This is a genomic window from Tepidicaulis sp. (genome assembly GCF_965222285.1).
Lineage (GTDB): Bacteria > Pseudomonadota > Alphaproteobacteria > Parvibaculales > Parvibaculaceae > Tepidicaulis.
Genome location: NZ_OZ244942.1, coordinates 2,865,642 through 2,892,500, shown reverse-complemented (window position 1 = coordinate 2,892,500; position 26,859 = coordinate 2,865,642). Strand labels below are relative to the sequence as shown.

The window sequence follows — 26,859 nt, the reverse complement described above, 5'->3', positions numbered from 1 at the left end:
GCCATGGGGAGCTGCGAACAAGCTTTGATCCATGGATTTCCGAATGGGGAAACCCACCCGCAAGGGTATCTTGCACTGAATACATAGGTGTAAGAGGCGAACCTGGGGAACTGAAACATCTAAGTACCCAGAGGAAAGGACATCAACCGAGACTCCGTTAGTAGTGGCGAGCGAACGCGGACCAGGCCAGTGTCAAACATGAGAAAACTGGAACCGTCTGGAAAGTCGGGCCGTAGCGGGTGATAGCCCCGTACAGGTAAATCGAATGTTTGACCTCGAGTAGGGCGGGACACGTGAAATCCTGTCTGAACATGGGGGGACCACCCTCCAAGCCTAAGTACTCCTTGTCGACCGATAGTGAACCAGTACCGTGAGGGAAAGGTGAAAAGCACCCCGACGAGGGGAGTGAAATAGTACCTGAAACCGGATGCCTACAAACAGTCGGAGCCCGCAAGGGTGACGGCGTACCTTTTGTATAATGGGTCAGCGACTTAATCTGGCATGCAAGCTTAAACCGATAGGTGTAGGCGCAGCGAAAGCGAGTCTTAATAGGGCGATTAAGTATGTCGGATTAGACCCGAAACCGGGTGATCTAGCCATGAGCAGGTTGAAGGTGGGGTAACACCCACTGGAGGACCGAACCCACGAATGTTGAAAAATTCGGGGATGACTTGTGGCTAGGGGTGAAAGGCCAATCAAACTCGGAAATAGCTGGTTCTCCGCGAAATCTATTTAGGTAGAGCGTCGAGTGAATACCCATGGGGGTAGAGCACTGGATGGGCTAGGGGTCCTCACCGGATTACCAAACCTAACCAAACTCCGAATACCATGGAGTACTACTCGGCAGACACACTACGGGTGCTAAGGTCCGTAGTGGAGAGGGAAACAGCCCTGACCGCCAGCTAAGGTCCCTAAGTTATGGCTAAGTGGGAAAGGATGTGAGGGTGCACAGACAACCAGGATGTTGGCTTAGAAGCAGCCATCATTTAAAGAAAGCGTAACAGCTCACTGGTCAAGCGCTCTTGCGCCGAAGATGTAACGGGGCTAAAGCCATACACCGAAGCTGCGGGTGTACACTTTTGTGTACGCGGTAGCGGAGCGTTCTGTACGTCTGCGAAGGGTGACCCGCGAGGGCACCTGGAGATATCAGAAGTGAGAATGCTGACATGAGTAGCGATAAAGAGTGTGAGAGACACTCTCGCCGAAAGTCCAAGGGTTCCTGCGTAAAGCTAATCTGCGCAGGGTTAGTCGGCCCCTAAGGCGAGGCAGAAATGCGTAGTCGATGGGAAACAGGTTAATATTCCTGTACTTGGAGGTAGTGACGAATACCGTAAGTTGTCAGTCCTTATTGGATTGGTCTGGCAGCGAAGGCGTTCCAGGAAATAGCTCCTCCGTTAAAACCGTACCCGAAACCGACACAGGTGGACTGGTAGAGCATACCAAGGCGCTTGAGAGAACTGCGTTGAAGGAACTCGGCAAAATGCTCCCGTAAGTTCGCGAGAAGGGAGACCCCCATTTGGGCAACCAGGTGGGGGTGGCACAGACCAGTGGGTAGCGACTGTTTATTAAAAACACAGGGCTCTGCGAAGCCGCAAGGCGACGTATAGGGTCTGACGCCTGCCCGGTGCCGGAAGGTTAAAAGGAGGGGTGCAAGCTCCGAATTGAAGCCCCGGTAAACGGCGGCCGTAACTATAACGGTCCTAAGGTAGCGAAATTCCTTGTCGGGTAAGTTCCGACCTGCACGAATGGCGTAACGACTTCCCAGCTGTCTCCAACGCAGACTCAGCGAAATTGAATTCCCCGTGAAGATGCGGGGTTCCTGCGGTCAGACGGAAAGACCCCGTGCACCTTTACTATAGCTTTACACTGGCATTAGTGGCGGCATGTGTAGGATAGGTGGTAGGCTTTGAAGCTTGGGCGCCAGCTCAGGTGGAGCCACCCTTGAAATACCACCCTTATCTTCATTGATGTCTAACCGCGATCCGTTATCCGGATCCGGGACAGTGTATGGTGGGTAGTTTGACTGGGGCGGTCGCCTCCCAAAGAGTAACGGAGGCGCGCGATGGTAGGCTCAAGCTGGTCGGAAATCAGCTGTTGAGTGCAATGGCATAAGCCTGCCTGACTGTGAGGCCGACGGGCCGAACAGAGTCGAAAGACGGTCATAGTGACCCGGTGGTCCCGCGTGGAAGGGCCATCGATCAACGGATAAAAGGTACGCCGGGGATAACAGGCTGATACTGCCCAAGAGTCCATATCGACGGCAGTGTTTGGCACCTCGATGTCGGCTCATCTCATCCTGGGGCTGGAGCAGGTCCCAAGGGTATGGCTGTTCGCCATTTAAAGAGGTACGTGAGCTGGGTTTAGAACGTCGTGAGACAGTTTGGTCCCTATCTGCCGTGGGCGTAGGAGAATTGAAAGGATCTGTCCCTAGTACGAGAGGACCGGGATGGACGCACCTCTGGTGGACCTGTTGTCGTGCCAACGGCACAGCAGGGTAGCTATGTGCGGAAGGGATAACCGCTGAAGGCATCTAAGCGGGAAACCCACCTTGAGACTAGTTCTCCCTTGAGAGTCGTGGAAGACCACCACGTTGATAGGCCGGGTGTGTAAGTGCGGCAACGCATTGAGCTTACCGGTACTAATTGCTCGATTGGCTTGATTGCTCTCATTACTTATGTCCGTGGCCCACACGGACGAGAAGAACACAGTGAATTTTTCTGATTAACTCGTAGCTGCTTTGCTCTTTGCCGACTTGGTGGTTATAGCGAGGGTACTACACCCGATCCCATCCCGAACTCGGCCGTGAAAGCCCTCAGCGCCAATGGTACTGCATCTTAAGGTGTGGGAGAGTAGGTCGCCGCCAGGTCTGCTAAGCGCAGAGCACTGCGAGTGAGATGATCCCTTCTGACGATGTAAACACTATCAAAACGCCGCCTGGGTTCGCCCCGGCGGCGTTTTTGTTATGCATCAGTTGTCCCGCCAATATTCCAACGCAAGCTAGTGTTCGAGAATAAGAGCGAGTTCCTCTGCAGCGGCGTTGAGCGGTTCGGGGGATTGAGCTGCGCGGGCCAGAATGAGCGCGCCTTCGATCACCGACAAAATGAGATTGGCCGTGCCCGCGCGCCGTGCTTCGGGCCAGCCGTGCCGGGTGAGCACCTCTTCGATGACGGCCTGCCAGTGCCGGAAAGCGCTTTGCCCGGCTGCGGCAATCTTCTGAGATGCGGGCGCGGTTTCCAGCAACGTGGTCGATATGGGGCAGCCGTCCCGGTAACCCGACTGTTCGAGCCAGCCTGCCAGAAGCTCGAGATAAGCGCGCACGAAATCCGCCGGTGACGATGTCTCGGCGGCAAGGGCGGTGAGCGTACGGGTAACGGTTTTGCCTGCCGCCTCGAGGGCGGCCGCGCCAATCTCCTCCTTACCTTCGGGAAAGTAGTAATAGAGCGAGCCGCGCGGCGCGCCGCTTTCGGCCAGGATCTCGTTCGTGCCGGTCGCCGCATATCCCTGCCGGCGAAAGAGACGGGCAGCCGCTTCAATGAGGGCGGGGCGGTGTTTCGCGCGCGTGGTCATGCAGCCTCTCTTCATGTGTTTTGCCGGGCAGGTTCGCGCCTGCTTGACGGGTTTTTATTTTATAGACTAGTCTATAAAAATCAATATTGAAAACGTATGGAGCAAGTGATGAGGCAGCTGGTTTTTGCCGGGGACGGCAAGGTGGAATGGCGGGAGGTGCCGGATGCCCGGCTTACCCATGATGGGGGAGCGATTGTCCGGCCTCTGGCGCTCGGGCGCTGCGATCTCGATGCCGGCTTCGTGCACGGGCTCGTGCCGATGGCGCCGGGGGAGGCGATTGGGCATGAGATGATCGGCGAGATCGTCGAGCTTGGCGATCAGGTGAAAGGCTTTAGGGAAGGCCAGAAAGTCTTCGTCACTGCGCAGATCTTTTGCGGTATCTGCACGAATTGCAAACGCGGCTATACGGGCCGCTGTGAGAGCGTGCCCTTCGGCGCTTCTTTTGGCATGGGCCGGGAAGGCGGCTTCGGCTCTTCGGCGGGCGATCTTGTCTATGTGCCTTATGCGGGCGCGATGATGGTGCCGCTGCCTGCGGGCGCAGACCCGCTCGAACTCATCGGCGTTGCGGATATGGCGCTCGATTCCTGGCGTGCCGTCGGCCCGCATCTTAAAGCCCGGCCGGGCGCCAGCGTGCTTGTGGCAGGCGGTCTTGCCTCGGTGATCGGGATTTATGCGGCCGGCATCGCCAAGGCGATGGGCGCAGGGCAGGTGGATTATTGGGATGAGAATCCTGCCCGCGGTGCGGAAGCGGCGAAATACGGCGCGCGGGTGATTACGCAGCCGGATGCGCTTGCCGAGGGATACTCCATCGTCGTCGATGCCTCGGGCGATGCGCAGATGCTGGTTACCGCCATCCGCTATGCCGAGCCTGAAGCGATCGTCACGAGCGTCTGCATGCAGCTTTCCGAAATGACGGCGCTGCCGCAGCGCGAGATGTATCACAAGGGCATCACCTATGTGACGGGCAGGCCCAATCTGCGCCCCGCTTTCGAGGATGTGCTCACATGCTGCCGGGCGCATGGTTTCCGGCCGGAGCTTGTCACGACCGAGGTCTATGATTTCGATGCCGCGCCCGAGGCTTGGATGGATGTTTCCATGCGCAGCGCCGCGCACCGCCCTTCCCTCTATGACGCGTGAGGCAATCATGAGCGATATACCCGAAGGCTTCGCGCCGCATTTCCGCAAGAGCCCGCTTACCGATCCCTGGGAGCCGCTTTATTCGAAGGAGACCGAGAAAGCGGTAATCATCGGCTTCCGCGCCGGGCCCGCGCATACCAATTCGCGCGGTTTCGTGCATGGGGGGCTTTTGAGTGCGCTTGCCGATAATGCGATGGGGCTTTCCTGCGCCAAGCATCATGAAGACATACGCGGCCTCGTCACCGTCACCCTGACGGTCGACTTTCTCGGCTCCGCCGAGCTTGGCCAATGGATCGAGGTGGAGACGGGCTTCGTGAAACCGGGCCGAAGCCTCGATTTCGCGCAATGCTTCGTTACGGCGGACGGCAAACCTTGTGCCCGGGCGAATGCGACTTTCAAGGTCTCCGCTAAAGGGAAGGCGGCGGCTTAGCACCGTCTTTCCGCCCGGCCCGGATAAAGCGGCTCCTTTTTGGGGCCGCTTTTGTTTTGAGGGCGGGAAACCGTCCTTATTGACAGCCCCCCCGAAATATCCTCAAATACAGAAAGTGCGTATTAATACTACGCAAAAAGAGCCCTCAAGGGCCAGAGAGTATGCAGGGATGCAAACGGAACGGGATGAGGAGGCACGCTTTGCCGAAGGTGATTTATATCGAGCACAATGGAACGGCTCATGAAGTGGAGGTGGCGGACGGCTATTCGGTGATGGAAGGGGCCATCAACAATGCCATTCCGGGTATTGACGGGGACTGCGGGGGCAGCTGCGCCTGCGCCACCTGTCATGTCTATGTCGACCCGGCCTGGCTCGCCAAGACGGGCGAGCGCAGTGAGATGGAAGAATCCATGCTCGATTTCGCCGCGGAGGTGGAAGAGAACAGCCGGCTCGGCTGCCAGATCAAAATGAGCGCCGAACTGGACGGGCTGATCGTGCGGATGCCGGAAGCTCAGCATTAAGAAGCCCAGCACTAAGAGACACAAGACTGAGAGACGCAACACGCGAAAAGGGGCGGAGGCCCCGGGGACCCAAGAGGAGCGCTGCAAGGCGCGGGAGGAAAGAATGAGCGTAGCGGCAAGCGATTTTCCGCAGGATCACAGCGTCGATCCTTATTCCATACCGATCGAGAAGCTGGATGTTTCCGATGCCGGTCTGTTCGAGCGCCAGGAGCACTGGGCCTATTTCGAGCGGCTGCGCAAGGAAGACCCGGTGCATTTCATCGAGGACAGCGAGTTCGGGCCTTACTGGTCGATCACGAAGTTTAACGACATCGTTTTCGTCGATACGCACCACAAGGAATTTTCCTCCGAGCCCACGATCGTGATCGGCGACAGCGAAGAGTTTCAGCCGCCCATGTTCATTGCCATGGACCAGCCGAAACACGATGTGCAGCGCAAGGCGGTGACGCCCGCCGTCTCGCCCATGCAGCTTCAGGAGGTCGAGCCGCTGATCCGTCAGCGTGTCGGCAATCTTCTCGACAGCCTGCCGGAAGGGGAGAGCTTCAACTGGGTCGATAAAGTCTCGATCGAGCTGACGACGCAGATGCTGGCAACGCTGTTCGACTTCCCCTTCGAGGACCGGCGGCTTCTGACCTATTGGTCGGACGTTTCCACCAATGGCGACACGGTGGGCGGCGAGCTGTCGGCCGAAGAGCGGCAGAAAGAATTGCAGCATTGCCTGGAATATTTCGGCCGGCTCTGGCAGGAGCGGGCGAACCAGGAGCCGAAGAACGATCTCATCTCGCTCATGGCGCATCACCCGGCCATGCAGAAGATGGAGCCGATGGAATTCCTCGGCAATCTCATCCTGCTGATCGTGGGCGGCAACGACACGACGCGCAATTCCATGTCGGGCAGCGTCTATGCGCTGAACAAATATCCCGAGCAGTACGACAAGCTGCGCGCCGATCCCTCGCTCATTCCGAACATGGTCTCCGAGACGATCCGCTGGCAGACGCCGCTTGCCCATATGCGCCGCAACGCGCTGGAGGATGTGGAGCTTGGCGGCAAGACCATCAAGAAGGGCGACAAGGTGGTGATGTGGTACATCTCCGGCAACCGCGACGATGAAGTGATCGAGCGGCCGAACGAGTATCTCGTGGACCGGGCGAACGCGCGCCACCACGTCTCCTTCGGCTTCGGCATTCACCGCTGCATGGGCAACCGGCTGGGCGAAATGCAGCTCAAGATCCTGTGGGAAGAGATCATGAAGCGCTTCAAACAGGTTGAAGTGGTGGGCGAGCCGACCCGTGTGCGCTCCAATTTCGTGATGGGCTATTCGGATCTGCCGGTGGTTTTGCACCGTCACTGAAATATCTAGTTTACAGACGCAGTGAGACCCGGCGGTTTCCGCCGGGTCTTTTTGTGCCCGGAAAGCGCCGATTTGGACGGGATGGGAAGAAAATCACCCTAAGCGCATACGGGTTAAAGTTGACGCAGGCGTCATTTTTCCTATATAGAATATGTCAAGTAAACCCTGCGTAAGCTGAAACGCCCTTAAGAGCGTTGGCGCGGGGCGCGAATATCAACTGGAGGAGCCCCCATGAGTCAGGCCGCCGTTACACCCGAGAAACCCGTCGATACGAATTTCGATCCGGCCACGGTCGATCTGAAAGGTTTCGATATCGCGGTACCCGAATATTTCAGCGAGCAGAAGCACTGGGTGCTCTTCGACCGCATGCGCAAGGAAGACCCGGTGCATTTCGCCGAGTCGCCGGAATTCGGCCCCTATTGGTCGATCACGAAATATAGCGACATCGTTGCGGTCGACACGAACCACAAGCAGTTCTCGTCCGAGCCTGCGATCGTTCTTCCCGACCCGGAAGAAGACTTCAACGTGAAGATGTTCATCGCGATGGACCAGCCCAAGCACGATGTGCAGCGCAAGGTGGTGAGCCCTGCCGTTGCGCCGCCGGCGCTGGCCGATCTGGAAAGCCTTATCCGCGAGCGCGTCGGCAAGGTGCTGGACAGCCTGCCCGTGGGTGAGACTTTCAACTGGGTGGACCTCGTTTCCATCGAAATCACTACGCAGATGCTGGCGACGCTTTTCGACTTTCCCTTCGAGCAGCGCCGCAAGCTGACCTGGTGGTCCGATGTGACGACGGCCGGGCCTGACGGCGGCGACACGGGGCTGAATGATGAAGAGCGCCGCGCGGAGCTGCGCGAGTGCCTTGAGACCTTCGCAGGCCTCTGGGTGGAGCGCGCCAACCAGCCGCCGAAAAACGATTTCATTTCACTCATGGCCCATAACCCGGCCATGCAGGGCATGGAGCCGATGGAACTGCTCGGCAATCTGATGCTGCTGATCGTGGGCGGTAACGACACGACGCGCAATTCCATGTCCGGCGGCGTTCTGGCGCTCAACCAGTTCCCTGCGGAATATGACAAGCTGCGCAACGATCTTTCGCTGATCCCGAACATGGTCTCCGAGATCATCCGCTGGCGTACGCCGCTTGCCTATATGCGCCGCACCGCGCTTGAGGATGTGGAACTCGGCGGCAAGACCATCAAGAAGGGCGACAAGCTCGCCATGTGGTACGTCTCCGGCAACCGCGATGAAGAAGCGATCGACCGGCCTTATGAATTCCTGATCGACCGCCCGAATGCGCGCAAGCATCTGGCCTTCGGTTTCGGCATTCACCGCTGCATGGGTAACCGCATGGCCGAACTGCAGATCCGCATTCTCTGGGAAGAGATCATGAAGCGGTTCGACTTCGTGGAAGTTGTGGGTGAGCCCGCCTATACGAAATCCGTCTTCGTGCACGGCATTACCGATCTTCCGGTGCGTGTGCATCCGAAGAAGTAACCTCCCCCGGTTACGGACAAAAGCCCGGCGGTTTCGCCGGGCTTTTTTGTTTGGGCAGGTAAGATTTCTTTCCTTGTCCCGCTTGGCCTATTCTTGCCTTGTCCATCCCTCCGGTTGTGCACAGTGCAAAGGCCGGCAGGGGCCGCGCAACTTGGCGGGCCGGCAGGCGTTTGTGGGGTGGCCAAGAAGGGGAGAAAAAATGCGCTTTGTCCGTTCGAACCGCTATTTCCGTGTCGGCGGTGACATCTGTACAGCCTGGCTTTACTTGCCCGAGGGGACGGTAAGACCGCCTGCCCTCATCATGGCGCATGGCTTTTCCGCCGAGCGCCGCTTCCGCTTGCCGGCTTACGCGGAAAAATTCGCCGAAGCCGGGATCGCGGTTTTCGTTTTCGATTACCGCAATTTCGGTGAAAGTTCGGGCACGCCGCGCAATCTCGTCGATCCCGCCCGGCATCTGGAGGATTGGGAAGCGGCCATTGCCTGCGTCAAAGACCTGCCGGAGGTGGACGGCGCGCGCCTTGCCCTTTGGGGCTCTTCCTTTAGCGGCGGACATGTCATTGAAATGGCGGCGCGCCATCCGGAAGTCAAAGCGCTTGTCGCGCAAGTGCCTTATGTGGGCGGTGTGGAAATTACGCTCTCTTTGCCGATGAAGCTGCAAGCGGCCCTCGCGGTGCTGAAAGACAAGATCAAAGGGGCTTTTGGCGGGGCGCATATGATCCCTGCCGTCGGCGCGCCTGGGCAGTTCGGCTGCATGATGGCGGAGGAGGCAAAAGAATTTCTGGATCTCGTGCCGCCGGACTCGAATTGGGAAAACAAAGTGCCGGCGCGCATTCTCACCAAGCTCGGCGCCTATGAGCCGCGCAAGGTGGCTGAGAACGTGCGCTGCCCCGCGCTTATCGTGCTGGCGGAGAAAGATCAGATCACGCCGCCGGATCTGGCGCGCAAGGCGGCGGATAAAATGCAGAAAGTTGCCATCGCCTCTTATGATTGCGGCCATTTCGGGGTCTATCAGGGCGCGCTCTTTGAGGATGTCGCCGCGCGCGAGCTCGATTTTCTCAAACAATATTTGGCAGTTTGACGCCGTTTTAGCGCTGCGTGTTACGGGGACGCCGCCGCAGGGCTTGGCAAATCACTTTCTTCTGCGCCATGATTCCCGGACCTGATGCGTCAGGGCTTGGTGCAACAATCGAAAGGAGGTGATCCGATGTCTAGTGGGATTTCGTTCGTGTCTTTGAGGCTTAGCGGGTCTTACACGGCGGCGGAGCAGCCTTCACCGTCCGTCTGACACGCCTTGGGGTTTGACACCCTTCGAGACTTAAAGACTGCGATCTCACGGCTTCATTCCGCTTTGTGATGCGGGCCCGGCAGAGCCCGGGGAAGTCTCAAGGGGGCTGCTAAGGCAGCCCCCTTTCGCATGGCGGAGCGCAAAATCGGACGGAGACCGGCGGCGGGGCTTGCTCCTCGGCCAGGGGGCTTAAACCCCTAAAAAATAACCGCTTTTTGAAGAAATATTTTTTCGGAAATTCCGCCGATAGGTGTTCACAAATCTGACAAAGCTGCTATAAAGCGGCCTCTCCACTGACGCGGGGTGGAGCAGTCTGGTAGCTCGTCAGGCTCATAACCTGAAGGTCGCAGGTTCAAATCCTGCCCCCGCAACCAAATTTAAGCCCGCTAAGCCATTGGTTTAGCGGGCTTTTCCATTTCTACCCCAAATTTGCTCTTGGCCTCATTTTGCGTCGTGATACCCTTACACATGTCTTACACATTTTTGAGGGTGACGAAGCGCGAAAGGGCAGCAGATGGAAAAGCACACGATTCTGGGTGGGAAGGTTCATGTCTACCGACGTTCCAATTCGAAGAACTGGCAGTGCTCGACTTATCTGAATGGCCGGAACCGGCGCATGACCACAAAGCAGGAGAGCCTTTCTCACGCCAAGGATGTTGCGGAGGACTGGTATTTCGAACTCATCGGCAAATCGAAGCGCGGTGAGCTGAAGAACGAAAAGACCTTCAAGCAGGCAGCTGAGCGCTTCCTCATTGAGTATGAAGCGATCACCCTGGGCGAACGCAGTCCCGCTTGGGTGCGCGGTCACAAGGACCGCCTGCGTCTACACCTGCTCCCGTTTTTCGGGGAGCTTGGATTGTCGGAAGTGACGGCGGGCAAGGTGCAGGAGTACCGGCTTCACCGGATCGAGACATCGAAGACCGGGCAGCCACCGGCGCGCAAGACCCTTCACAATGAGATCGTCACCCTGCGCCAGACGCTGAAGACGGCCGTGCGTCACGGCTGGCTCAGCCACGTTCCCGACCTGTCTGCGCCCTACAAGACGCAGGGCAAGCTGGAGCATCGCCCGTGGTTCAGCCCGAAGGAATACAAGCAGCTCTACGAAGCCACGCGGAAGCGCGCTCGCGAGCTTCGTCAGTCCAATCACCGCAAGCACGCGGAAGACCTGCATGACTTTGTGCTTTTCATGGCCAACACCGGCCTCAGGCCCGATGAGGCATACAACATCGAGCACAGGGACGTGGAGATCGTTGAGGATGAGGCGACCGGCGAGGTCATCCTTGAGATCGAGGTGAGGGGCAAGCGGGGTGTTGGCTACTGCAAGAGTATGCCGAACGCCGTGCGCCCCTATCAGCGCATCGTCCAGCGCAACAGCCCTCAGCCGATGGACAAGGTGTTTCCGACGAACCACCTGCGCATGTTCAACACGGTCCTCGATCAGGAGAGCTTGAAGTTCAGCCGGGACGGCAAACGCCGCACTGCTTATTCCCTGAGGCACACCTATATCAGTCTGCGTCTGATGGAGGGTGCCGACATCTATCAGGTGGCCAAGAACTGTCGCACCAGCGTCGAGATGATCGAGAAGCACTACGCCGCTCACATCAAGAATGTGATCGATGCGGCGGCCGTTAACGTCCGGCGCGAGAGGCCGAACAAGATTAAGTCCGCCGAGGACATCGCAGAAGAGCTGGCCGACGTTTAGGGCGGTTGCTGCAACCGGCTCTCGGCCAGCTCCTCCTCAGCACTATCTGAGCTCCAGGCGCGGAAAGCACTTTCCCTGAGCCGTCCAAGCCGAGCCCTTGGCTCTCTTAGGCTTGGGGAGCTTCAATCCGCTTGCGACTTCTTCCGTTGCCTGCTCGCTGCGAGCACTTGAGGCTACGGTCAGCGGCCGAACGGGCCGCATATTTCTCCGTCATCTCGTTCGACGGCCTCCATGCGTGACGTCTGTGAACCTCATCCAGCCAGTCCGCTTAGGTTCGCCACCGCTCGACACGGGTCAATGGTCTGCCCGCACCAGTCGGCAAAGCCGACCCGTGTTGACCATTCCCGCAGTTGCTGACCCGCGTCTCATCGCGGCGGCGTCTCCCGCTGCCATCGGCTGGAATAAACCAGACCGTCTTGTGAAGGAGACCTGCAATGTCGAACATCAATCAAAATACGGAAGAAGGTGCCCGTTCCGGCCGGAGTCCGGACTGGGTTGTGAAAGCTCCGCGAGTGCGTGGGAAGAACTCAGGCCTGATGCGCGTTGGCGCTGCCTGGGATCGCGCCGATGGCGGGATCTTTGTCCGGCTCACCGGCAGTCAGATCGTTTCCGGCGACCTGTATATCTATCCGGCTACGGAGGGTGGCGCTCATTGAGCGCCATCTATCCGTCCGTTCGCAATCGAATCTGCCGCTTCGACCGAGGTCGAGGCGGCTCTTTCGAAGGTCAGGCCTGACGGCCCTATGACCAGCCGGTATCCCGATAGCGCTGCTATCGCGATCATTACGATGACCGTGAGCAGCGCCGCGGTTCGATTCAGATCGAGTTTGTCCACTGGCGACGTCCGTATGCGGCAGCAATGCGGAACTGTATTGCGTCACGCTACACATTACGGTATTGTGGGGGCGATGACAACTAGGGCCTCGCCATGACTGTTGAGCAAGCCAAGCCGCGCCATCCTGGAGCGTACGTGCGGGAAAACGTGATCCCGAAAGGTGTCTCTGTCTCCAAGGCCGCCGAGATGCTGGGCGTAAGCCGCCCGACGCTGTCGAACTTTCTGAACGGCAAGTCAAAGCTCTCGCCCACAATGGCGCTCCGCCTTCAGAAGGCCTTCGGCGCTGACCGTGAAGCGCTCCTGCAGTTGCAGGCGGCGTACGATGGCAACGACACCAAGGTGCAGAGTGCCGCGCTAACGGTTGGCAGGCACGTGCCCAGTTTCCTCAAGATCACGGCCACCGAACTTGAGCAATGGGCGAGCGAGATCGATGCGCGAAGCCAACTCCCGGTTCTATTGCGCAAGCTCGTCCACACCGCCGCGAGTGAAATCTCGGCAGTAGATTTCCCCGGCTTCGACAATGCCCAACGTCATGGCTGGGACGGATGGGTCGAGGCTGATGCCGTCTCGGCTTGGGTGCCGTCCGGCAAGTCAGGTTGGGAGTTTGGTTGCGATCAGAGGCCGTCCGCAAAGGCGGAAGCAGACTATGCGGCGCGTACCGAGAAGGTCAGTGCGAAAGAACGCTCGGAAATCACATTTGTCTTCGTAACGCCGAGAAACTGGCCAGGAAAAACTGAATGGGCCCAGAAAAAGAGCGCGGAGAATAGCTGGAAAGCTGTGCGAGCTTACGATGCTAGTGATCTTGAGCAGTGGGTTGAGCAGTCTGTACCAGCTCAAGCTTGGCTGGGCGAGCGCTTTGGGCGTCCGGCACGAGGCATCGTGACGATTGGAGAGTGTTGGAATGAATGGGCTGGCGCGACAAGCACACCATTGGTTCCTGAACTCTTTGCGCAGAGTATTGAACAACACACGGCGGGAATATTGAGCTGGCTGAAAGAAAGCCCCCAAACGCCGAGAACTATTGCTGCAGATTCCAAGATCGAGGGATTGGCGTTCTTGGCTTCTCTGTTCTCAAACGGGGGAGCCGAACTTCAAGCATATGTTGATCAAGTGGTTGTCGTGCGTGATGTCGATGCTTTGCGCAGATTGGCTTCTTCGCAAACAGACGTGCTCCTAGTTATCGACAGCGATGAAATTGAAAGACAACTCGGAGGTCTGGTTAGGCAACTTCATACAATCATCGTCCGTCTGAAGAACGTTCCTGCTGATGATGCGGATATCCGCTTGGATATCCTCCCCCGCGAACCCTTCAGGCTGGCACTAGAGAAGATGGGCTTCCGGTCGGAGGAGATCGACAGCCTGCAGCGAGAGTCTGGCGGCTCTCCTACTGTTCTTCGTAGGCGCTTGGCCACCAACGGAGCGCTCAAGCGGCCGGTGTGGGCAGAAGACAGTGAAGCCGCGCAGCTGCTTACACCCATTTCTCTCATCGGTAATTGGATCACTGACTCAGAGGCAGATCGAAGGGTCCTAACTTTGGTATCGGACCACAAAGAGTATGACGAAATCGAGCGCGCAGTGATGAGGCTCCGACAGCTGGACGATCCACCGGTATGGGCCATAGCCGAATCTCGAGGCGTTGTGTCGAAGATCGACGCGATATACGCCATTGCACATGCGATTACTGAGGACGACCTGAAGAGGTTCTTTGCTGCCGCCCGACTTGTATTGTCAGAAGAAGACCCTTCTTTGGATTTGCCGGAAGATAGGAGGTGGGCTGCGGGTGTCTATGGAAAGGTCAGAGCACACTCAGGCGTTCTTCGTCAGGCGGTTTGCGAAACTCTGGTTCTTTTGGCTGTTCATGGACCGAACTGGTTCGGTGATCGCTTAAGTATGAATGTGGGGTACGAAGTCGAAAAACTTATCAGGGAGCTTCTGACGCCGTTCTCTGCAAAGCTCATAGAGTCTCAGCAACGTGATTTACCGCACTATGCAGAGGCAGCGCCGGAGGTTTTTCTTGACCTCATGGAGAAGGACCTTCGGAAAGATAGTCCAGAGTTATTTGCTCTCCTCAGGCCTGCGGACAGCGGGGTTTTTTCGACCTGCCCCCGTACGGGGCTTCTGTGGGCCTTAGAAACACTTGCTTGGAACCCGGTGCATCTGCCTCGCGTGGTCCTCATTCTGGCTCGCTTGTCTGAAAAGCCTATCGAGGACAACTGGGTCAACAATCCCCACAACACACTCACTTCTATATTTCGATCCTGGATGCCTCAAACAGCAGCCTCTCTGCATCAGCGCAAGGATGCACTTGATCTGTTGATACAGAGGTATGCAGAAGTTGGGTGGAAGGTCTGCGTCGATCAGTTTGAAACCGGCCCCCGCATGGGACACTACAATGTCCGGCCGCAATGGCGCTCAGATTCCACCGGGGCTGGGCATCCAGTGACCTTCGAAGAGATGAGGGACTTTGCAGTCTACGCTTTTAAACGTTGTGTCGAGTGGCCGCATCACGATGAAGACACTCTCGCAGATTTGGCGCGCAGTTTGTCTGCATTCGACGAATCGTTCCAGGAAGAGGTGTGGGATTTGGTCGATGAGTGGGCGCACGGCCCGGCGCATGACGATGCGCGAGCTTCCCTAAGAGAAGCCATTCGCCGTGCATGCTCAACTAGGCGGGCCAAGCGGCGTGGTGTTTCTCCGACTTCTGCTAACAGGGCTAAGCGCGCCCTTGAGCTTCTGCAGCCGAGCGACGTGGTCGTAAGGCACAAATGGCTGTTTGCAAAGCAGTGGGTAGAAGAGTCCGCAGATGAGATCGAAGAAGAGGATTTCGATTGGGAGAGTCGGGATAAGCGGATCGCTGAACTACGCCGCGATGCCGTTCGGGAGATTCTTTCCCACGAGGGTGTGGGAGGGCTGTGGAGGCTCAGTGTGTTGATTGCCGCTGAGATCTGACCCGGTATTGGGGGATTTTTCCACTGAGATTTGACCCATGTTTGAACGCTATCCTGCTCGTTTTGGGCAGGAGATTGAGGAGTGTTGGACATGGCGTTTTTGAGCGTTATCCGGCGCTGGCATTTCCGGGATGGTTTTTCGATCCGGGAGATAGCACGGCGCACGGGTCTGTCCCGGAATACCATTCGCAAATATCTTCGGTCCGATACGGTTGAGCCGAAGTTCAAAGTGCCCGAGCGGCCGAGCAAGATCGATCCTTTTGCCGAGAAGCTATCGGGCTGGCTGAAGGCTGAGAGCCGCAAACCGCGCAAGCAGCGGCGCACAGTCAAGCAGATCCATGCCGATCTGGTCAGCCTTGGCTTTAAAGGTTCCTATGGTCGGGTGGCGGTTTTTGCCCGGCGCTGGAAAGAGGATCTCCAGCGCCAGCAGAACACCACCGGCCGCGGCGTGTTCGTTCCCCTGGCCTTTGAGCCTGGAGAAGCTTTCCAGTTCGATTGGAGTGAGGACTGGGCGCTGATCGGGGGCGAGCGGGTCAAGCTGCAAGCGGCCCATACCAAGCTCTGCTACAGCCGGGCCTTTGTGGTAAGGGCCTATCTGCTCCAGACCCACGAGATGCTGTTCGACGCCCACAATCATGCCTTCCGCGTGCTGGGCGGCGTGCCCCGGCGCGGCATCTACGACAATATGCGCACGGCCGTGGACAAGGTTGGCCGTGGCAAGGCCCGGCAGGTCAATGCCCGGTTCTCGGCCATGGCCAGTCACTTTGTGTTCGAGCCCGAGTTCTGCAATCCGGCCGCCGGCTGGGAGAAGGGGTTGGTGGAAAAGAACGTGCAAGATGCCCGGCACCGGCTTTTCCAGCCCATTCCGCACGCGAACTCGCTTGAGGAGTTGAACCTCTGGCTCGAGCAGCGGTGCAAGAGCTTGTGGGAGGAGACCTCTCATGGCGTCGAACCGGGCACCATTGCTGATGCGTGGCGGGTCGAGACCCAGTTCCTGATGGCTGTGCCAAGGCCCTTTGACGGGTTCGTCGAACACACCAAGCGTGTTTCCCCAACGTGCCTGATCCACCTGGAACGCAATCGCTACAGCGTGCCGGCCTCTTTCGCCAACAGGCCGGTCAGCGTCAGAGTCTATCCGGCGCGCATCGTCGTTGTCGCCGAAGGACAGACGATCTGTGAGCACTTACGGATCATCGACCGCCATCATGGAACCGGGCATACTGTTTATGACTGGCGCCATTACCTAGCCGTGGTCCAGCGAAAGCCCGGTGCCCTGCGCAATGGTGCACCCTTTGCCGACATGCCCGATGGATTCCGGCAGTTGCAGCGCCATCTTCTGAGCAAACCCGGTGGCGATCGCGAGATGGTCGATATCCTGGCCCTGGTTCTCCACCATGATGAACAGGCCGTGCTCGCCGCGGTCGAGATGGCCCTTGAGACCGGGGTGCCCACCAAGACCCATATTCTGAACCTGCTGCACAGACTGGTCGATGGCAAATCGACCGCGATCGCGCCCGTCGAGGCACCACAAGCCCTTGTCCTGGGCAAGGAACCGCAGGCCAATGTGGAACGCTACGATACCCTGCGTGCGGACAAGGAGGTGCGCCATGCGTCATGATCCGGCAAGCGCAGCTCTGGTCATCATGCTCAAAAGCCTCAAGATGACAGGCATGGCCCAAGCGATCAGCGAGCTCACCGAACAGGGGTCTCCGGCCGTCCAGGCAGCCGTTCCGGTTCTCTCCCAGTTGCTCAAGGCCGAGATGGCCGAACGGGAGACAAGATCGATTGCCTATCAGCTCAAGGTGGCACGGTTTCCAACCTACAAGGACCTGGCCGGCTTCGATTTTGCCAGCAGTGAGATCAATGAGGCCCTGGTGCGCCAGCTTCATTCAGGGGCTTTCATCGACAAGACCGACAACGTGGTGTTGGTGGGCGGGCCGGGAACCGGCAAAACCCATATCGCCACAGCGCTGGGCATCCGGGCCATCGAGCATCACCGCAAGAGAGTGCGCTTCTTCTCGACCGTGGAACTGGTCAATGCGTTGGAACAGGAAAAGGCTCAAGGCAAGGCCGGACAGATTGCCAACCGGCTTGTCCATTCCGATCTGGTCATCCTCGACGAGCTTGGATACCTGCCCTTCAGCGCATCAGGAGGGGCATTGCTATTCCATCTGCTGAGCAAACTCTACGAGCGCACCAGTGTCATCATCACCACCAATCTCAGCTTTGCCGAATGGGCCAGCGTGTTTGGCGACGCCAAAATGACAACCGCGCTGCTCGATCGGCTCACCCATCACTGCCACATTCTCGAAACCGGAAACGACAGCTTCCGCTTCAGGAACAGCTCGGCCCAGGCCGCAAAAACCAAAAAAGGAGAAAGCACCGACTTGACCATCTAACCAAACCCAAATCATATCCACGAGGCGGGTCAATTCTCGGTGAAAATACCGGGTCAGATCTCAGCGGCAATCAACATCTTGCCTGTACCAGGCGGCGCAACGGTGAGCAGGGAGCCTTCCCCGTCTTCGCTCACCAACTTTTCAGCGTCTGCTAGCGGCCCGAGAATAAGAGACGTCGGCGTTATGTGGTCGATGAAGAATCCTGTCTTGTTGAGTTCACCGACGCGCATCCAGGAGTTGCCACCGTAGAGCGCGTCATGCAGCAGGTCTTGGACGACTGGGTCTTCTGTCATTTGTTCCGCGTCGAGAATCTCCGCTCGCATTCGCTCCCAAGCTTCCGCCGCTGACATGCTGGTGCGCCCCATATGTTCCTTGAACCGCTCCCATTCCGCGCCTGGAAGGGGCGCATTATCGGCGACATATCGTCGGCACTGGCCATCGTTGTAGATAATTGGAATGTAGAGGGCGTAGTAGGCGAAATCCGACAGTATCCCGTGCGCGTGCAGTAGCATCCAGGTCTTCAGCAGATTGTGTTGTACATCATCGAAATCTGCCACGAGCCTTGCGAATTCCAGTTGTCGAGGAATACCACGCACCGCCAGATACCAAGCGCCACGGGCTGCTTCGCTCTGACCCTCGGTGCGAATGTACATTTCGTCGAGGGAGAGGGTTAGTTCGTTGCCTCTATCGGCAAAGAGGGCGGGTATGCGTTCAATTCTGGCGTGACGCTCGTGTTCGGCGCTAGCCTCACGTGCTGCCCGGTCTGCCGCGTCCCGCGCAGCGTCTACGGCGCTATCCAATGCTACCATGCACTTGCCGCGAGAAAGCTCGCGGGTGGGGGCCAGCTCGAACCCGTTCCAGTTCGGCGGAAATGCGTCTAACGCCTGCGCTACTTTGAGATTGTGCCGATAGGTCTCGGCTATGGCCAGTTTGGCGCGAATTTGCTCCCGGAGTTGGGTGAGCTGGCGCTCGTCCATGGCCGCCTTTTGATCCGCTATCTGTTCGGCCGCGGCCTTGCCTGCCTTTAGAATTTCTGTTCCGAGTTTCTTTCCACCCTCAAAGAGCCCCTTGCCAAGCTTCTTGCCCCAGCTCTCAGTCATGCCAGATGCCCCCGCGTCTGATTGTCTCCGTCGCAGTTAGCTTAGCCATTTTTGGACGTGCAAAGACGAAAGAATCCTCATACGGATAGGTTTGTCATTTGAGCAACGGTGTCGTCAGGACACGAAGTGTTGCGACAGCCGGTCCATCTTGGATAGGCTGTGTCCGGATGATTGATCGTTTGCAGGAGCAAGCAGGAGGTTTGGGCCCAAAAATGGTCCTGAAACCTGGTGGTATCAGCGCCACCTGACGGTGTTGCCTCGACGCACCTGCTTGCCCTCAAACGCCGGGAGCTATGACAAATGCCGCCAAAAAGCTATCGCAAGCCCGAGAGCGAACGTCGTGACCGCTGTGTGAAGACCTACTTCACAGCGTCCGAGTTCGCGCAGCTGCGGGAAGCAGCTGAGGCTTGCGGTATGACTTATGCGGCATTTGTGCGTGCGGCCGCCCTGGGCGAGAAGCCTAGGGCGAAACCTTCCCACGCTGCGGCCGAAATCGTTCGTCAACTGGCTGGGCTTGGCAACAATCTCAACCAGCTGACAAAACTGGCTCACGCCGGGCGGGCACCGGCCAGCGATATGCTGGACAATGCCCTGGGCGAGGTCCTTTCGGCCGTGCGCCGGATCGGCTGACGGGCGGGACCGTCGGATGATCGGTGATGCGCGCACCGGATCCGGCTTTGGCGGGCTCGCCAGATACCTCCACAGCGGCGACCGTGTGGCGTGGGCGGAAGCCCGCAATCTGCCGACAACCGACCCCGATCTCGTGCCTCTGATGATGCGCTCGACGGCGATGTTGTCGAAGCGGGTTAAGGACCCCGTTTTTCACTACTCGATCAGCTGGCCGGAATACGAGCAATTGCCGAAGGAGCAAATGCTCAGTATCGCTGATCGCACCCTCGCCGATCTTGGCCTTGCGGAGCACCAGGCCGTTATCGTTGCCCATGACGATACGGCGCATCCACATGTTCATGTGATGGTGAACCGCGTACACCCGGAGACCGGCGTCGCGTGGGAGAAGTGGAAGTACAAGACGCGGCTGGAGCGCTCTCTCAAGGATCAGGAGAAGGAGCTTGGACTGACACAGGTGCCCGGACGCCTGAGCGGCACCGAGCGGGACAAGAGTGTCCAGAGGCGGCCGACCAAGGGCGAGCAGCGTCTCGCCGAACGCCTGGACGTTTCGACGCTCGATCGCTGGAGCAAGGATGACGTAAGCGAGCTGCGCGGCCGTCTTGCGCCCCATTTTGAGGCTGCCAAGGGCTGGGGTGAGCTTGACGAACTCCTCCGTCAGGAGGGGGTGACGCTCTACGCCAAGGGACCTGGTGTGATCCTCACCAATGGTGAGCGCTACGCCAAACTCTCGGAGATGGGTAAGCGCGCCCGCAAGTCAGGGCTTGAAGAGCGTTTTGGAGAGACGTTCGATACCTATGCCGAGGTGCGGCAAACGAAGCGGCAGCAGCACCGCAGCTACTGGGACATGGCGAAAGGTCTGCGGGATCAGGTTGCCCGGATGGGCAAAACTCTCAGGGAATGGGTGTTCGGTGGTCAGGAGAGCCTACTGGACAGGTTGAACCGGCAGAGCAAGCCTCGCCAGAAGAGAGGATTTCGTCGCAGGGAAGACCGAGATGGTCCCGAGCGTTAGCGTTCGGGTTCCCGATCTTGTTCCCCGCGCTTGCGGAAACCCCGGTTCCGTTGCTCGCTTCTCGGTTGGTTTAGTCGTTCAAGGAGTGACGGGCGTTCGGTGTTGTCACGGCCAGCTTTCTCCTCAGCCGCGCGCGTCTCCCTCAGGTGTTTGTGCTTGTTGACGCCTGCAAGATGCTTTCGCGCTTCATTGGCTGTCTTTTCAGCCCTCTCACCGGCGTCTCGCAATGCTGCCGCCTCGCGCATCCTTTCCTGCCGGGCCCGGTCGGCCCGCAGGCGCTTTATCTCAGGATCGGATTCGGGTTCGTCGGCCATTGTGGCCCAAGCTTAATGGACCGTCGCGAGATAGCAATATGGGTCGTATGGAGCCAGCTGGTGGCGCCATTTGTCTAACCAATCGATATGTTCCTTTGCCTCGATGACTCTCAATTCATCGCTCCACCATTCTGCTGCGAAGTGTGGCAAGGCCATCATTTCAGGGGTCAATGCTTCAAAGCATTCGAGCAAATTTCGGTAGCCTCGATGAACGGCCTTGTTGTGAAGTGCGCGTGTTTCGAGAAGCCAACGGCGCTCATGGTGCACTCGGCCTTCGTCAGCCGCACTCATGAACGGGCATTCGGTAAAACAGCGACGTTTAGAGTTCATGACCGTCATCTCTTCTGCCTGGATTACTCTGATCTTGCTCGGGAGCGGGCTGCGCCCCTTTGGCAGTGGGAGGGGTAGGCTTGCGTGGGCGCCTTACCCGATCCATCAGACTTGGTGTGCCATTAGGTGGGGGCGGACCGTGCATACCCGAGAGAGATGCGTGCGTGCTGGCAATCGCTAGCTTATCGCGACGAATTAGGTCCTCAGGGTTCTGGTGTTCCAGCCAGCGGTCGTGAAATGCAAGCGATGCAGACTTAAAAGCATCTGCTTCTATGACCTTGACCGCATTCCATGTTCTCCGTCTATCAAAACTCAACTCAGGTCTTTCAAATATTCGTATACGGATAATTATGAGGGTGCCGGCCGGTCGTTTCAAGTCTGGCGCTATTCTTTCGGGATATTGCAGGGGAACTCCTGTTGCAGTGCCCGCTGCAACAGGAGTGGTGTCGGAGTGATGTCGAGCAAGTCGGGGTTCTCGTCCGCGAACTTGATAAAACTGGAGATAATGGACGCGTAGCTCTGATTTTCCGGGTTTGCGGTGACAGAGGCGATCCCTTTGCGTTGCTCCAGTGGGAGTCTGCCTTTCAGATGGCTTGTGGCGCACAGATGCTGAAAGGCGTCGGCCAGTCCGGAGATATACCCGACGCACATTCCAACAGGGGTTCTGTCTTCAACCGGTACGCCCTTTCCGGCGAGTGCCGGAGCCGCTTTGCGGCAGTAAGCGACAATCACCTCGGCGTCTGAGAGACCTGCTGTTGCCTGTGCCGTGCCTAGCAATGCGACGGCGATTGCGGCAGCCAGAAGAAGACGCATTTCCGGCTATCCACAGCGTGCGAAATGGCGATGAGGGCGCATCTGGGGTACATCCAAATATCCGGGTTCGACCATAGTTAGTTCGAATCCGTTCATCGGATGCCCGGCAGCATCGGCATGGAGCGTCCAGTGATTTTCGGCGACCTCTTCCACCCTGTCGAGGCGAAATGCTGCGCCAGCAAAAGGCAGCTCCAAATATAGAGAATTGTCGTGTTGCCAAAAGGTGAAACGACGGTCGCTGTTGCAGTCGGGTGTACGGTTGCTGGGATCGGTCACTGGTCCCCAGACGATGTCGATCAGTTCAGGGATATTGCTTCCAACATTCATTTCCGACGATGCCGCCGTAGTGGAATGCGGTCCTTCCGAGACGGGGAGCGAGATTGTCGATGCGGCATACATGCCAGCCGCGAATCCCGCGACAGCCATGAGGCCGCCGATGACGAGAGTGCGCTTCATTGTTTGCTCCAGCTTTGGCAGAGGGCGGTGACTTTATGAGCAACGTTGGAACGTGTTTTGTCCGAGTATTGGACCCATGTTGAGCGAGATGACGTTTTCTGAAAGCTGGGTGATCACAAGCGCGTTGGGAAGGCCCTCGGCATAGAGTTCCCAGCCGTCGCTGGTTCTCTCCACCCGACTGATGAGAGAGCTTCCCGTGGGACCGCTCATTGCCAGATCGCCGCTTCGGTACGAAAAGGTGAGTGTTTTGCCGGTGCCGCAGCCAACGACCACGTTAGCCCGCGTGTCGTTAGGGGCTGCACCCCATTCGCCGATAAGTTCCTTGGCGGGGCCGAAGCTGCTGCTGACCTGGTCGCAACCGCTGAGGCTGATGAGGGTAAGGGATGTGGCGCCGAGAAGCGCGAACGCCTTTATCTTCTGAAACACGGTTTACCTCCGTGACGGTGTAGGGGACGATATCGTTTTCTATCCAAAACTTGATATCGATCCGTCTACGGAGTGAAATTTGATACCCTGAAGATATTTTGTGTGAGCTTGCATGTTTTCCTTGTGCAGCCAGCAAGCAGAACCAATAATATCAAATTCTGGATAAAACTTGATATTCGAGGAAAGGGCATATTGGGGTCGCGAGCAAAGGCACGGAACAACAACCACCCGCTTCCAGGCGCGTCGATAAAAGTCGAGCCGATCCGCAGTGTTGCGGACATTCGGCGCATCAAGAAATTGCGGGAAGGATCGCCGCGCGACCTGTGCCTTTTTACTTTCGGCATCAACACAGCCTTCCGGGCGAACGAACTTCTCTCCATCCATGTTGGGGATGTTGCCCATTTGAGGGCAGGGGATCGCTTCGAGTTGAAGCAGCGCAAAACGCAGACTTACCGCGCCATCACCCTCAACCAGACAGTGGTAAACGCCATTCGGGAATGGCTCGCTGTTCACCCAGACCCTTCTCCCGAGGCTCCCCTGTTCCGATCTCACAAGACGGGTGAGGCGTTGCAGGTGAGTGTGGTCAGCCAGATGGTCAAACGCTGGTGTGCGGAAGCCGGACTTAAAGGCAATTACGGTTCTCACACATTGCGGAAGACCTGGGGGTATCACCAGCGTATGCAGGGAAAGGCAGCGCTGCCACTTCTGATGGAGGCGTTCGGTCATGCAACGCAGCGGCAGACGCTCGATTACCTCTGCATCCAGTCGGAAGAGATTCAGGAGTTATACGCGCTGGAACTTTAGAGGTAGAAGGGCACGCAATTCTTGTTGAGTGATGCGGAGCTGTCATACCCTTGCGGCGAAGATATGTTTCGCAGGGCGCGCCAAACTTCCTCTCTTGAACCCGATATGGAGGCGGCGCGTCAGGCTTTTCTCGACAAGCTGGCTGATGGTCAACCGACGCCTCGCACAGAGGAGGAGGCTGCCGCCGCCATTCACGCAGGACTTCAGGAAGTCTATCGGCGGCTCCAGAAGACCATGGCCGTCAACTACGACACGGCTCGTGAGTTGCACCATGTCCGCGTCGGTGGACGTGTTGCAGCCCGCTACATCCGAGATGCTTTGCCCCTGATCGAGACCAGACTGGCGGAGCAGGGGATCGATCTGGTGCGAGAGCCGGTCGCCTCTGCAATGCTTGATCGCATGAGAGATTACTTTGAGGAGAGTTCGTCCGATCAGAAGCCCCTTGACCTGTTTCGACGGGACTTGGCTCAGGTCGTGCGCCAGGCAAAGACCCCGGCAGATGTGCAGTCGGCGACCCTTGCTCGGCAGCTATTTGACGACACAGTTCGTCACTGCATTGAAGACGGGACGGTGACGGCTGGAGCACCTCGGGAGGGGCGCAATTGGCTGGAAGCTATGACGGCCGCGCGGCGGGCGCGGCGGCGTCTCTATGAGGCATTTGAGCCGCATGGCGAGCAGGACGCGGCGGGCCGGATTATTGAGGAGCTTGCGACGCGAAGGAGTTCGCCCCGGCAGGCCCTGAAAGCGCTCATGGGGGCAGGGCCCTATGGCAGCCATGGACCTTCACCCTATCTCGCGAGGCGGCTGGCGGTGGCCTTCGAGGACAGCCCTTCCGGCTGGCATTGCGTCCGGTCGTTGGCCTGGCTGCGCCTAACCCGGGAGGGTTTGAGCGAGGAAGGTATTACCTCAGCGGTTCACCAAAATCCTGCCCTGACGGAAGCTCTTTTTGCCGAGGAAGAGTTGGCTTTAATGCCTCTAAGTGGTGTCTTTGAAAAATGAGTGATTTGTTCTCATATGGAGAACATATTCAGTGTTTTTCAAAGTGTTTCTTGATGCTGCTTTGAAATCCCTGTATTTTGTTTCCTATGAGCGAACAAAACAAAGATAACTTAAAGAGCGTTCTTGAGGCTGTGCCGCCTGGATTTCTGGTCGATTCCCGTTGGCTGGCAAAGCATGAGGTCGGCCGTTCTTCCATCCACAAGTACAAATCGCGTGGTTGGTTGGAGCATGTGGCCCACGGCGTCTATCGGAGGCCGTATCGGCGGGGAGAGGAGCGCGAGGTCGTAAAGGACTGGGAGATCGTCGTTCTCTCGCTGCAAAGAATAATGAACTACGAACTCCATGTCGGGGGCATGACAGCACTAAGGCTCCATGGTCACGCCCACTACCTGTCCATAAGCGGCAATGAGACAGTTTTTCTCTATGGCAACGAGATACCCGGCTGGATCCGGAAGGTGCCCGCGCGCGCGCGCTTTGAGACGCGCAATTGCAATCTCTTCGACACTTCGACAACAGGCCTTGACGAGATAACGGGCAAACCGGGCGGGCAGGAAGAGGCATCGCCATGGTGGCGTTGGTCGATGATATCTTCATCGCCCGAACGGGCGATCCTCGAAGCCATAGACGAGCTGCCGGACGAGCAAAGCTTTCATACCGTCGACATGGCGTTTGAGGGGCTGGTCAACCTAAGCCCTCGCAAGCTTATGGTGCTGCTTAAGGCTTGCAAGAAAATCAAAGTGGTTCGGCTGTTCTTTGTTTTTGCCGATCGCCACAATCATGCATGGCGCAAGCATCTCGACAAACGAGAGATCAATTTCGGACGCGGGGACCGCTCGCTTGTGAAAGGCGGAAAGCTCCACCCCGTCTACCGCATAACCGTGCCTCCCGAGTTTGTCGCGAGCTACAAGGATGACGCCGATGGCTCGTGAGACCTTCGATGCGCAAGTGCAGTTGCTCGTCCGGGTTCTCCCGTTCGTGGCAAAGGAGAAAGTCTTTGCCCTCAAAGGCGGCACGGCGATCAATTTGTTCTACCGCGATATGCCCCGCTTGTCGGTCGATATAGACCTCACCTATCTGCCCATAAAGGACAGAGCTGAAACTCTGACTGAGATAGATGCCACGCTGGAGCGCATCGGTACCGACTTGCAGCAAAGCCTCAGCGGTGCCCGCGTTCGACGGGTAGATGGCGGTGGCGGCGGTGACACGCGGATTCTGGTTACCCAGGCTAATGTCGATGTGAAGATCGAAACCTCGCCGGTTATGCGCGGAACGGTCAATGCACACGAGTTGAAAACCGTCTCCCCGAGCGTTGAAGAGCGCTACGGGTTCGCCGAAATGCAAGTCGTCTCGTTTGCCGACCTCTTCGGCGGCAAGCTGGTAGCCGCTCTTGATCGGCAGCACCCCCGCGACCTCTATGACGTGAAGCTTCTCTACGACAATGAAGGCCTCACGGATGAGCTCTTCCGTACCTTCCTTGTCTATCTCGTTAGCTCAAATCGTCCGATCCACGAATTGCTGAACCCCGGTCTTGTGAACCTCGATGCGCCGTACAGACATGAGTTTGAAGGCATGACGAGGGACCCGATACCGCTGGACGAATTGGTTGAAACCAGGGCCCAGCTCATTGCCGATATTCAGGCACGTCTGGACACGCGTGCAACGGACTTCCTTCTGTCCGTGCACGATACAACACCGGATTTCGATCTGATCGGGTTGCCGGGTGCCGCTGACCTTCCAGCGGTCAAATGGAAGTTGCTGAATCTAACGAAGCTCAAGACGGGCGATCCGGAGAAGCACGCTCAGCAGCGCAAAGAGATACAGCGAGTTGCTACCAGCTGACGCGGAAGCGACCCGGATTTCGAAAGCTATGCTTGCTCGCCCTTAAGGCTTTGCCCTTGTGTCCGCGTCAACTTCCCTCTCGGTTTATCACCACGCTCGCCGCCCTATCTGTGGCTGGAGCCGAGGAATATCCGCGTAGCAAGGCAGGGCTTCGCTAGCCAGCTTCGTTGAATTTCCCCCGCACTCTCTGCCTTGCATCTAGCTGCCGAGTAATGGCCGTAGCTGCCTGTTGATGCGTGTGTTGTGGCGACCTCCAGCGGTTCAGACGAGAGTCGCGCATTCACGTCCTTATGTGTTCGGACCATCGCATCGAGTCCCGTATGGGCAACGGCGTGTGACGTTGCTTTTTCCCCTGGCGCACGGCGTGCGCCATTCCTCGCGCTGCAAAAAGCGCCGTCCTTGCCGTCCTCCACTGTGTTTCGGTTCCTGCGGAATGCCGCCTCCGGTCCTCCGCTGCGCTTTGGCCTCAC

The 26,859-nt window shown here is 57.8% G+C and carries 25 protein-coding genes, 1 tRNA gene and 2 rRNA genes (1 of these 28 cut by a window edge); 20 read left to right on the top strand and 8 right to left on the bottom strand.

What is annotated here, in order from left to right:
- Together ACOQOT_RS13840 and rrf are read left to right on the top strand one after the other, a co-directional pair.
- Positions 1 to 2,663: ribosomal RNA gene (locus ACOQOT_RS13840) — 23S ribosomal RNA — on the top strand (it extends 75 nt beyond the left edge of the window).
- 88 nt (positions 2,664 to 2,751) lie between these two features.
- Positions 2,752 to 2,866: ribosomal RNA gene (gene rrf, locus ACOQOT_RS13835) — 5S ribosomal RNA — on the top strand.
- Between the two features lie 131 nt (positions 2,867 to 2,997).
- Here the strand turns inward: rrf and ACOQOT_RS13830 are convergent.
- Positions 2,998 to 3,567 (bottom strand): TetR/AcrR family transcriptional regulator, encoded by a 570-nt coding sequence (locus ACOQOT_RS13830; RefSeq protein ID WP_420559781.1) that lies wholly within the window; start codon positions 3,565 to 3,567, stop codon positions 2,998 to 3,000.
- A 108-nt stretch (positions 3,568 to 3,675) separates the two neighbouring features.
- On the opposite strand from ACOQOT_RS13830, the gene ACOQOT_RS13825 reads away from it, so the two are divergent.
- From ACOQOT_RS13825 to ACOQOT_RS13785, 9 genes are all read left to right on the top strand, one after another.
- On the top strand, positions 3,676 to 4,704 hold the full coding sequence (locus tag ACOQOT_RS13825) for an alcohol dehydrogenase catalytic domain-containing protein (protein WP_420559780.1): 1,029 nt from the start codon (positions 3,676 to 3,678) through the stop codon (positions 4,702 to 4,704).
- Between the two features lie 7 nt (positions 4,705 to 4,711).
- On the top strand, positions 4,712 to 5,134 hold the full coding sequence (locus ACOQOT_RS13820; RefSeq protein WP_420559779.1) for a PaaI family thioesterase: 423 nt from the start codon (positions 4,712 to 4,714) through the stop codon (positions 5,132 to 5,134).
- Positions 5,135 to 5,334: 200 nt separating this feature from the next.
- Positions 5,335 to 5,655, top strand: a complete 321-nt coding sequence (locus ACOQOT_RS13815; protein ID WP_420559778.1) for a 2Fe-2S iron-sulfur cluster-binding protein — start codon at positions 5,335 to 5,337, stop codon at positions 5,653 to 5,655.
- Between the two features lie 103 nt (positions 5,656 to 5,758).
- Positions 5,759 to 7,006, top strand: a complete 1,248-nt coding sequence (locus tag ACOQOT_RS13810; RefSeq protein ID WP_420559777.1) for a cytochrome P450 — start codon at positions 5,759 to 5,761, stop codon at positions 7,004 to 7,006.
- A 231-nt stretch (positions 7,007 to 7,237) separates the two neighbouring features.
- Positions 7,238 to 8,500, top strand: a complete 1,263-nt coding sequence (locus ACOQOT_RS13805; RefSeq protein ID WP_420559776.1) for a cytochrome P450 — start codon at positions 7,238 to 7,240, stop codon at positions 8,498 to 8,500.
- A 199-nt stretch (positions 8,501 to 8,699) separates the two neighbouring features.
- Complete coding sequence (locus ACOQOT_RS13800) at positions 8,700 to 9,578, top strand: alpha/beta hydrolase (RefSeq protein WP_420559775.1); 879 nt, start codon at positions 8,700 to 8,702, stop codon at positions 9,576 to 9,578.
- Between the two features lie 504 nt (positions 9,579 to 10,082).
- Positions 10,083 to 10,159, top strand: a tRNA-Met gene (locus tag ACOQOT_RS13795).
- Between the two features lie 140 nt (positions 10,160 to 10,299).
- Positions 10,300 to 11,487 (top strand): tyrosine-type recombinase/integrase, encoded by a 1,188-nt coding sequence (locus ACOQOT_RS13790; protein WP_420559774.1) that lies wholly within the window; start codon positions 10,300 to 10,302, stop codon positions 11,485 to 11,487.
- Between the two features lie 434 nt (positions 11,488 to 11,921).
- Positions 11,922 to 12,143 carry a hypothetical protein gene (locus ACOQOT_RS13785; RefSeq protein ID WP_420559773.1) on the top strand — a complete coding sequence of 74 codons (222 nt, stop codon included), beginning with the start codon at positions 11,922 to 11,924 and terminating at the stop codon, positions 12,141 to 12,143.
- Here ACOQOT_RS13785 and ACOQOT_RS13780 read toward each other — a convergent pair.
- Positions 12,137 to 12,322 carry a hypothetical protein gene (locus ACOQOT_RS13780; RefSeq protein ID WP_420559772.1) on the bottom strand — a complete coding sequence of 62 codons (186 nt, stop codon included), beginning with the start codon at positions 12,320 to 12,322 and terminating at the stop codon, positions 12,137 to 12,139. The two genes, ACOQOT_RS13785 and ACOQOT_RS13780, sit on opposite strands and share 7 nt — an antisense overlap.
- Before the next feature lie 93 nt (positions 12,323 to 12,415).
- On the opposite strand from ACOQOT_RS13780, the gene ACOQOT_RS13775 reads away from it, so the two are divergent.
- The 3 genes from ACOQOT_RS13775 to istB all read left to right on the top strand — a co-directional run bounded on the left by ACOQOT_RS13775 (position 12,416) and on the right by istB (position 17,669).
- Entirely contained in the window at positions 12,416 to 15,271 is a 2,856-nt protein-coding gene (locus ACOQOT_RS13775; RefSeq protein ID WP_420559771.1) for a HigA family addiction module antitoxin, read from the top strand.
- A 90-nt stretch (positions 15,272 to 15,361) separates the two neighbouring features.
- Positions 15,362 to 16,888: an IS21 family transposase gene (gene istA / locus ACOQOT_RS13770; protein ID WP_420559770.1), complete on the top strand. Its 1,527-nt coding sequence runs from the start codon at positions 15,362 to 15,364 to the stop codon at positions 16,886 to 16,888.
- Positions 16,878 to 17,669, top strand: coding sequence for an IS21-like element helper ATPase IstB (gene istB / locus ACOQOT_RS13765; RefSeq protein ID WP_121881981.1), 792 nt, complete (start codon positions 16,878 to 16,880; stop codon positions 17,667 to 17,669). Before istA ends, istB begins: the two co-directional genes overlap by 11 nt.
- A 53-nt stretch (positions 17,670 to 17,722) precedes the next feature.
- Here istB and ACOQOT_RS13760 read toward each other — a convergent pair whose 3' ends face one another.
- Positions 17,723 to 18,769, bottom strand: coding sequence for a hypothetical protein (locus tag ACOQOT_RS13760; RefSeq protein ID WP_420559769.1), 1,047 nt, complete (start codon positions 18,767 to 18,769; stop codon positions 17,723 to 17,725).
- A 300-nt stretch (positions 18,770 to 19,069) separates the two neighbouring features.
- Between ACOQOT_RS13760 and ACOQOT_RS13755 the strand changes: the two genes are divergently transcribed.
- Together ACOQOT_RS13755 and ACOQOT_RS13750 are read left to right on the top strand one after the other, a co-directional pair.
- Positions 19,070 to 19,399 carry a plasmid mobilization protein gene (locus tag ACOQOT_RS13755; protein WP_420559768.1) on the top strand — a complete coding sequence of 110 codons (330 nt, stop codon included), beginning with the start codon at positions 19,070 to 19,072 and terminating at the stop codon, positions 19,397 to 19,399.
- A gap of 16 nt (positions 19,400 to 19,415) precedes the next feature.
- The gene (locus ACOQOT_RS13750; protein ID WP_420559767.1) at positions 19,416 to 20,408 is read left to right on the top strand and encodes a relaxase/mobilization nuclease domain-containing protein; all 993 of its coding nucleotides are present in this window, start codon (positions 19,416 to 19,418) and stop codon (positions 20,406 to 20,408) included.
- Here the strand turns inward: ACOQOT_RS13750 and ACOQOT_RS13745 are convergent.
- From ACOQOT_RS13745 to ACOQOT_RS13725, 5 genes are all read right to left on the bottom strand, one after another.
- Positions 20,405 to 20,722, bottom strand: a complete 318-nt coding sequence (locus tag ACOQOT_RS13745) for a hypothetical protein (RefSeq protein ID WP_420559766.1) — start codon at positions 20,720 to 20,722, stop codon at positions 20,405 to 20,407. The two genes, ACOQOT_RS13750 and ACOQOT_RS13745, sit on opposite strands and share 4 nt — an antisense overlap.
- A 12-nt stretch (positions 20,723 to 20,734) precedes the next feature.
- On the bottom strand, positions 20,735 to 21,061 hold the full coding sequence (locus ACOQOT_RS13740) for a hypothetical protein (protein WP_420559765.1): 327 nt from the start codon (positions 21,059 to 21,061) through the stop codon (positions 20,735 to 20,737).
- Positions 21,062 to 21,436: 375 nt separating this feature from the next.
- A complete protein-coding gene (locus tag ACOQOT_RS13735; RefSeq protein WP_420559764.1) occupies positions 21,437 to 21,865 on the bottom strand; it encodes a Rap1a/Tai family immunity protein in 429 nt (142 codons plus the stop codon).
- 6 nt (positions 21,866 to 21,871) lie between these two features.
- Positions 21,872 to 22,321 carry a hypothetical protein gene (locus ACOQOT_RS13730; protein WP_420559763.1) on the bottom strand — a complete coding sequence of 150 codons (450 nt, stop codon included), beginning with the start codon at positions 22,319 to 22,321 and terminating at the stop codon, positions 21,872 to 21,874.
- A gap of 33 nt (positions 22,322 to 22,354) precedes the next feature.
- Entirely contained in the window at positions 22,355 to 22,747 is a 393-nt protein-coding gene (locus tag ACOQOT_RS13725) for a hypothetical protein (protein ID WP_420559762.1), read from the bottom strand.
- A gap of 72 nt (positions 22,748 to 22,819) precedes the next feature.
- Between ACOQOT_RS13725 and ACOQOT_RS13720 the strand changes: the two genes are divergently transcribed.
- The 4 genes from ACOQOT_RS13720 (at position 22,820) to ACOQOT_RS13705 (ending at position 26,389) form a co-directional block, all read left to right on the top strand.
- The gene (locus tag ACOQOT_RS13720; protein WP_420559761.1) at positions 22,820 to 23,551 is read left to right on the top strand and encodes a tyrosine-type recombinase/integrase; all 732 of its coding nucleotides are present in this window, start codon (positions 22,820 to 22,822) and stop codon (positions 23,549 to 23,551) included.
- 24 nt (positions 23,552 to 23,575) lie between these two features.
- Positions 23,576 to 24,550, top strand: a complete 975-nt coding sequence (locus ACOQOT_RS13715; protein WP_420559760.1) for a hypothetical protein — start codon at positions 23,576 to 23,578, stop codon at positions 24,548 to 24,550.
- 86 nt (positions 24,551 to 24,636) lie between these two features.
- Complete coding sequence (locus ACOQOT_RS13710; RefSeq protein ID WP_420559759.1) at positions 24,637 to 25,479, top strand: type IV toxin-antitoxin system AbiEi family antitoxin domain-containing protein; 843 nt, start codon at positions 24,637 to 24,639, stop codon at positions 25,477 to 25,479.
- Entirely contained in the window at positions 25,469 to 26,389 is a 921-nt protein-coding gene (locus ACOQOT_RS13705) for a nucleotidyl transferase AbiEii/AbiGii toxin family protein (RefSeq protein ID WP_420559758.1), read from the top strand. The genes ACOQOT_RS13710 and ACOQOT_RS13705 overlap by 11 nt, the downstream gene beginning before the upstream one ends.
- Positions 26,390 to 26,859: the final 470 nt, after the last annotated feature.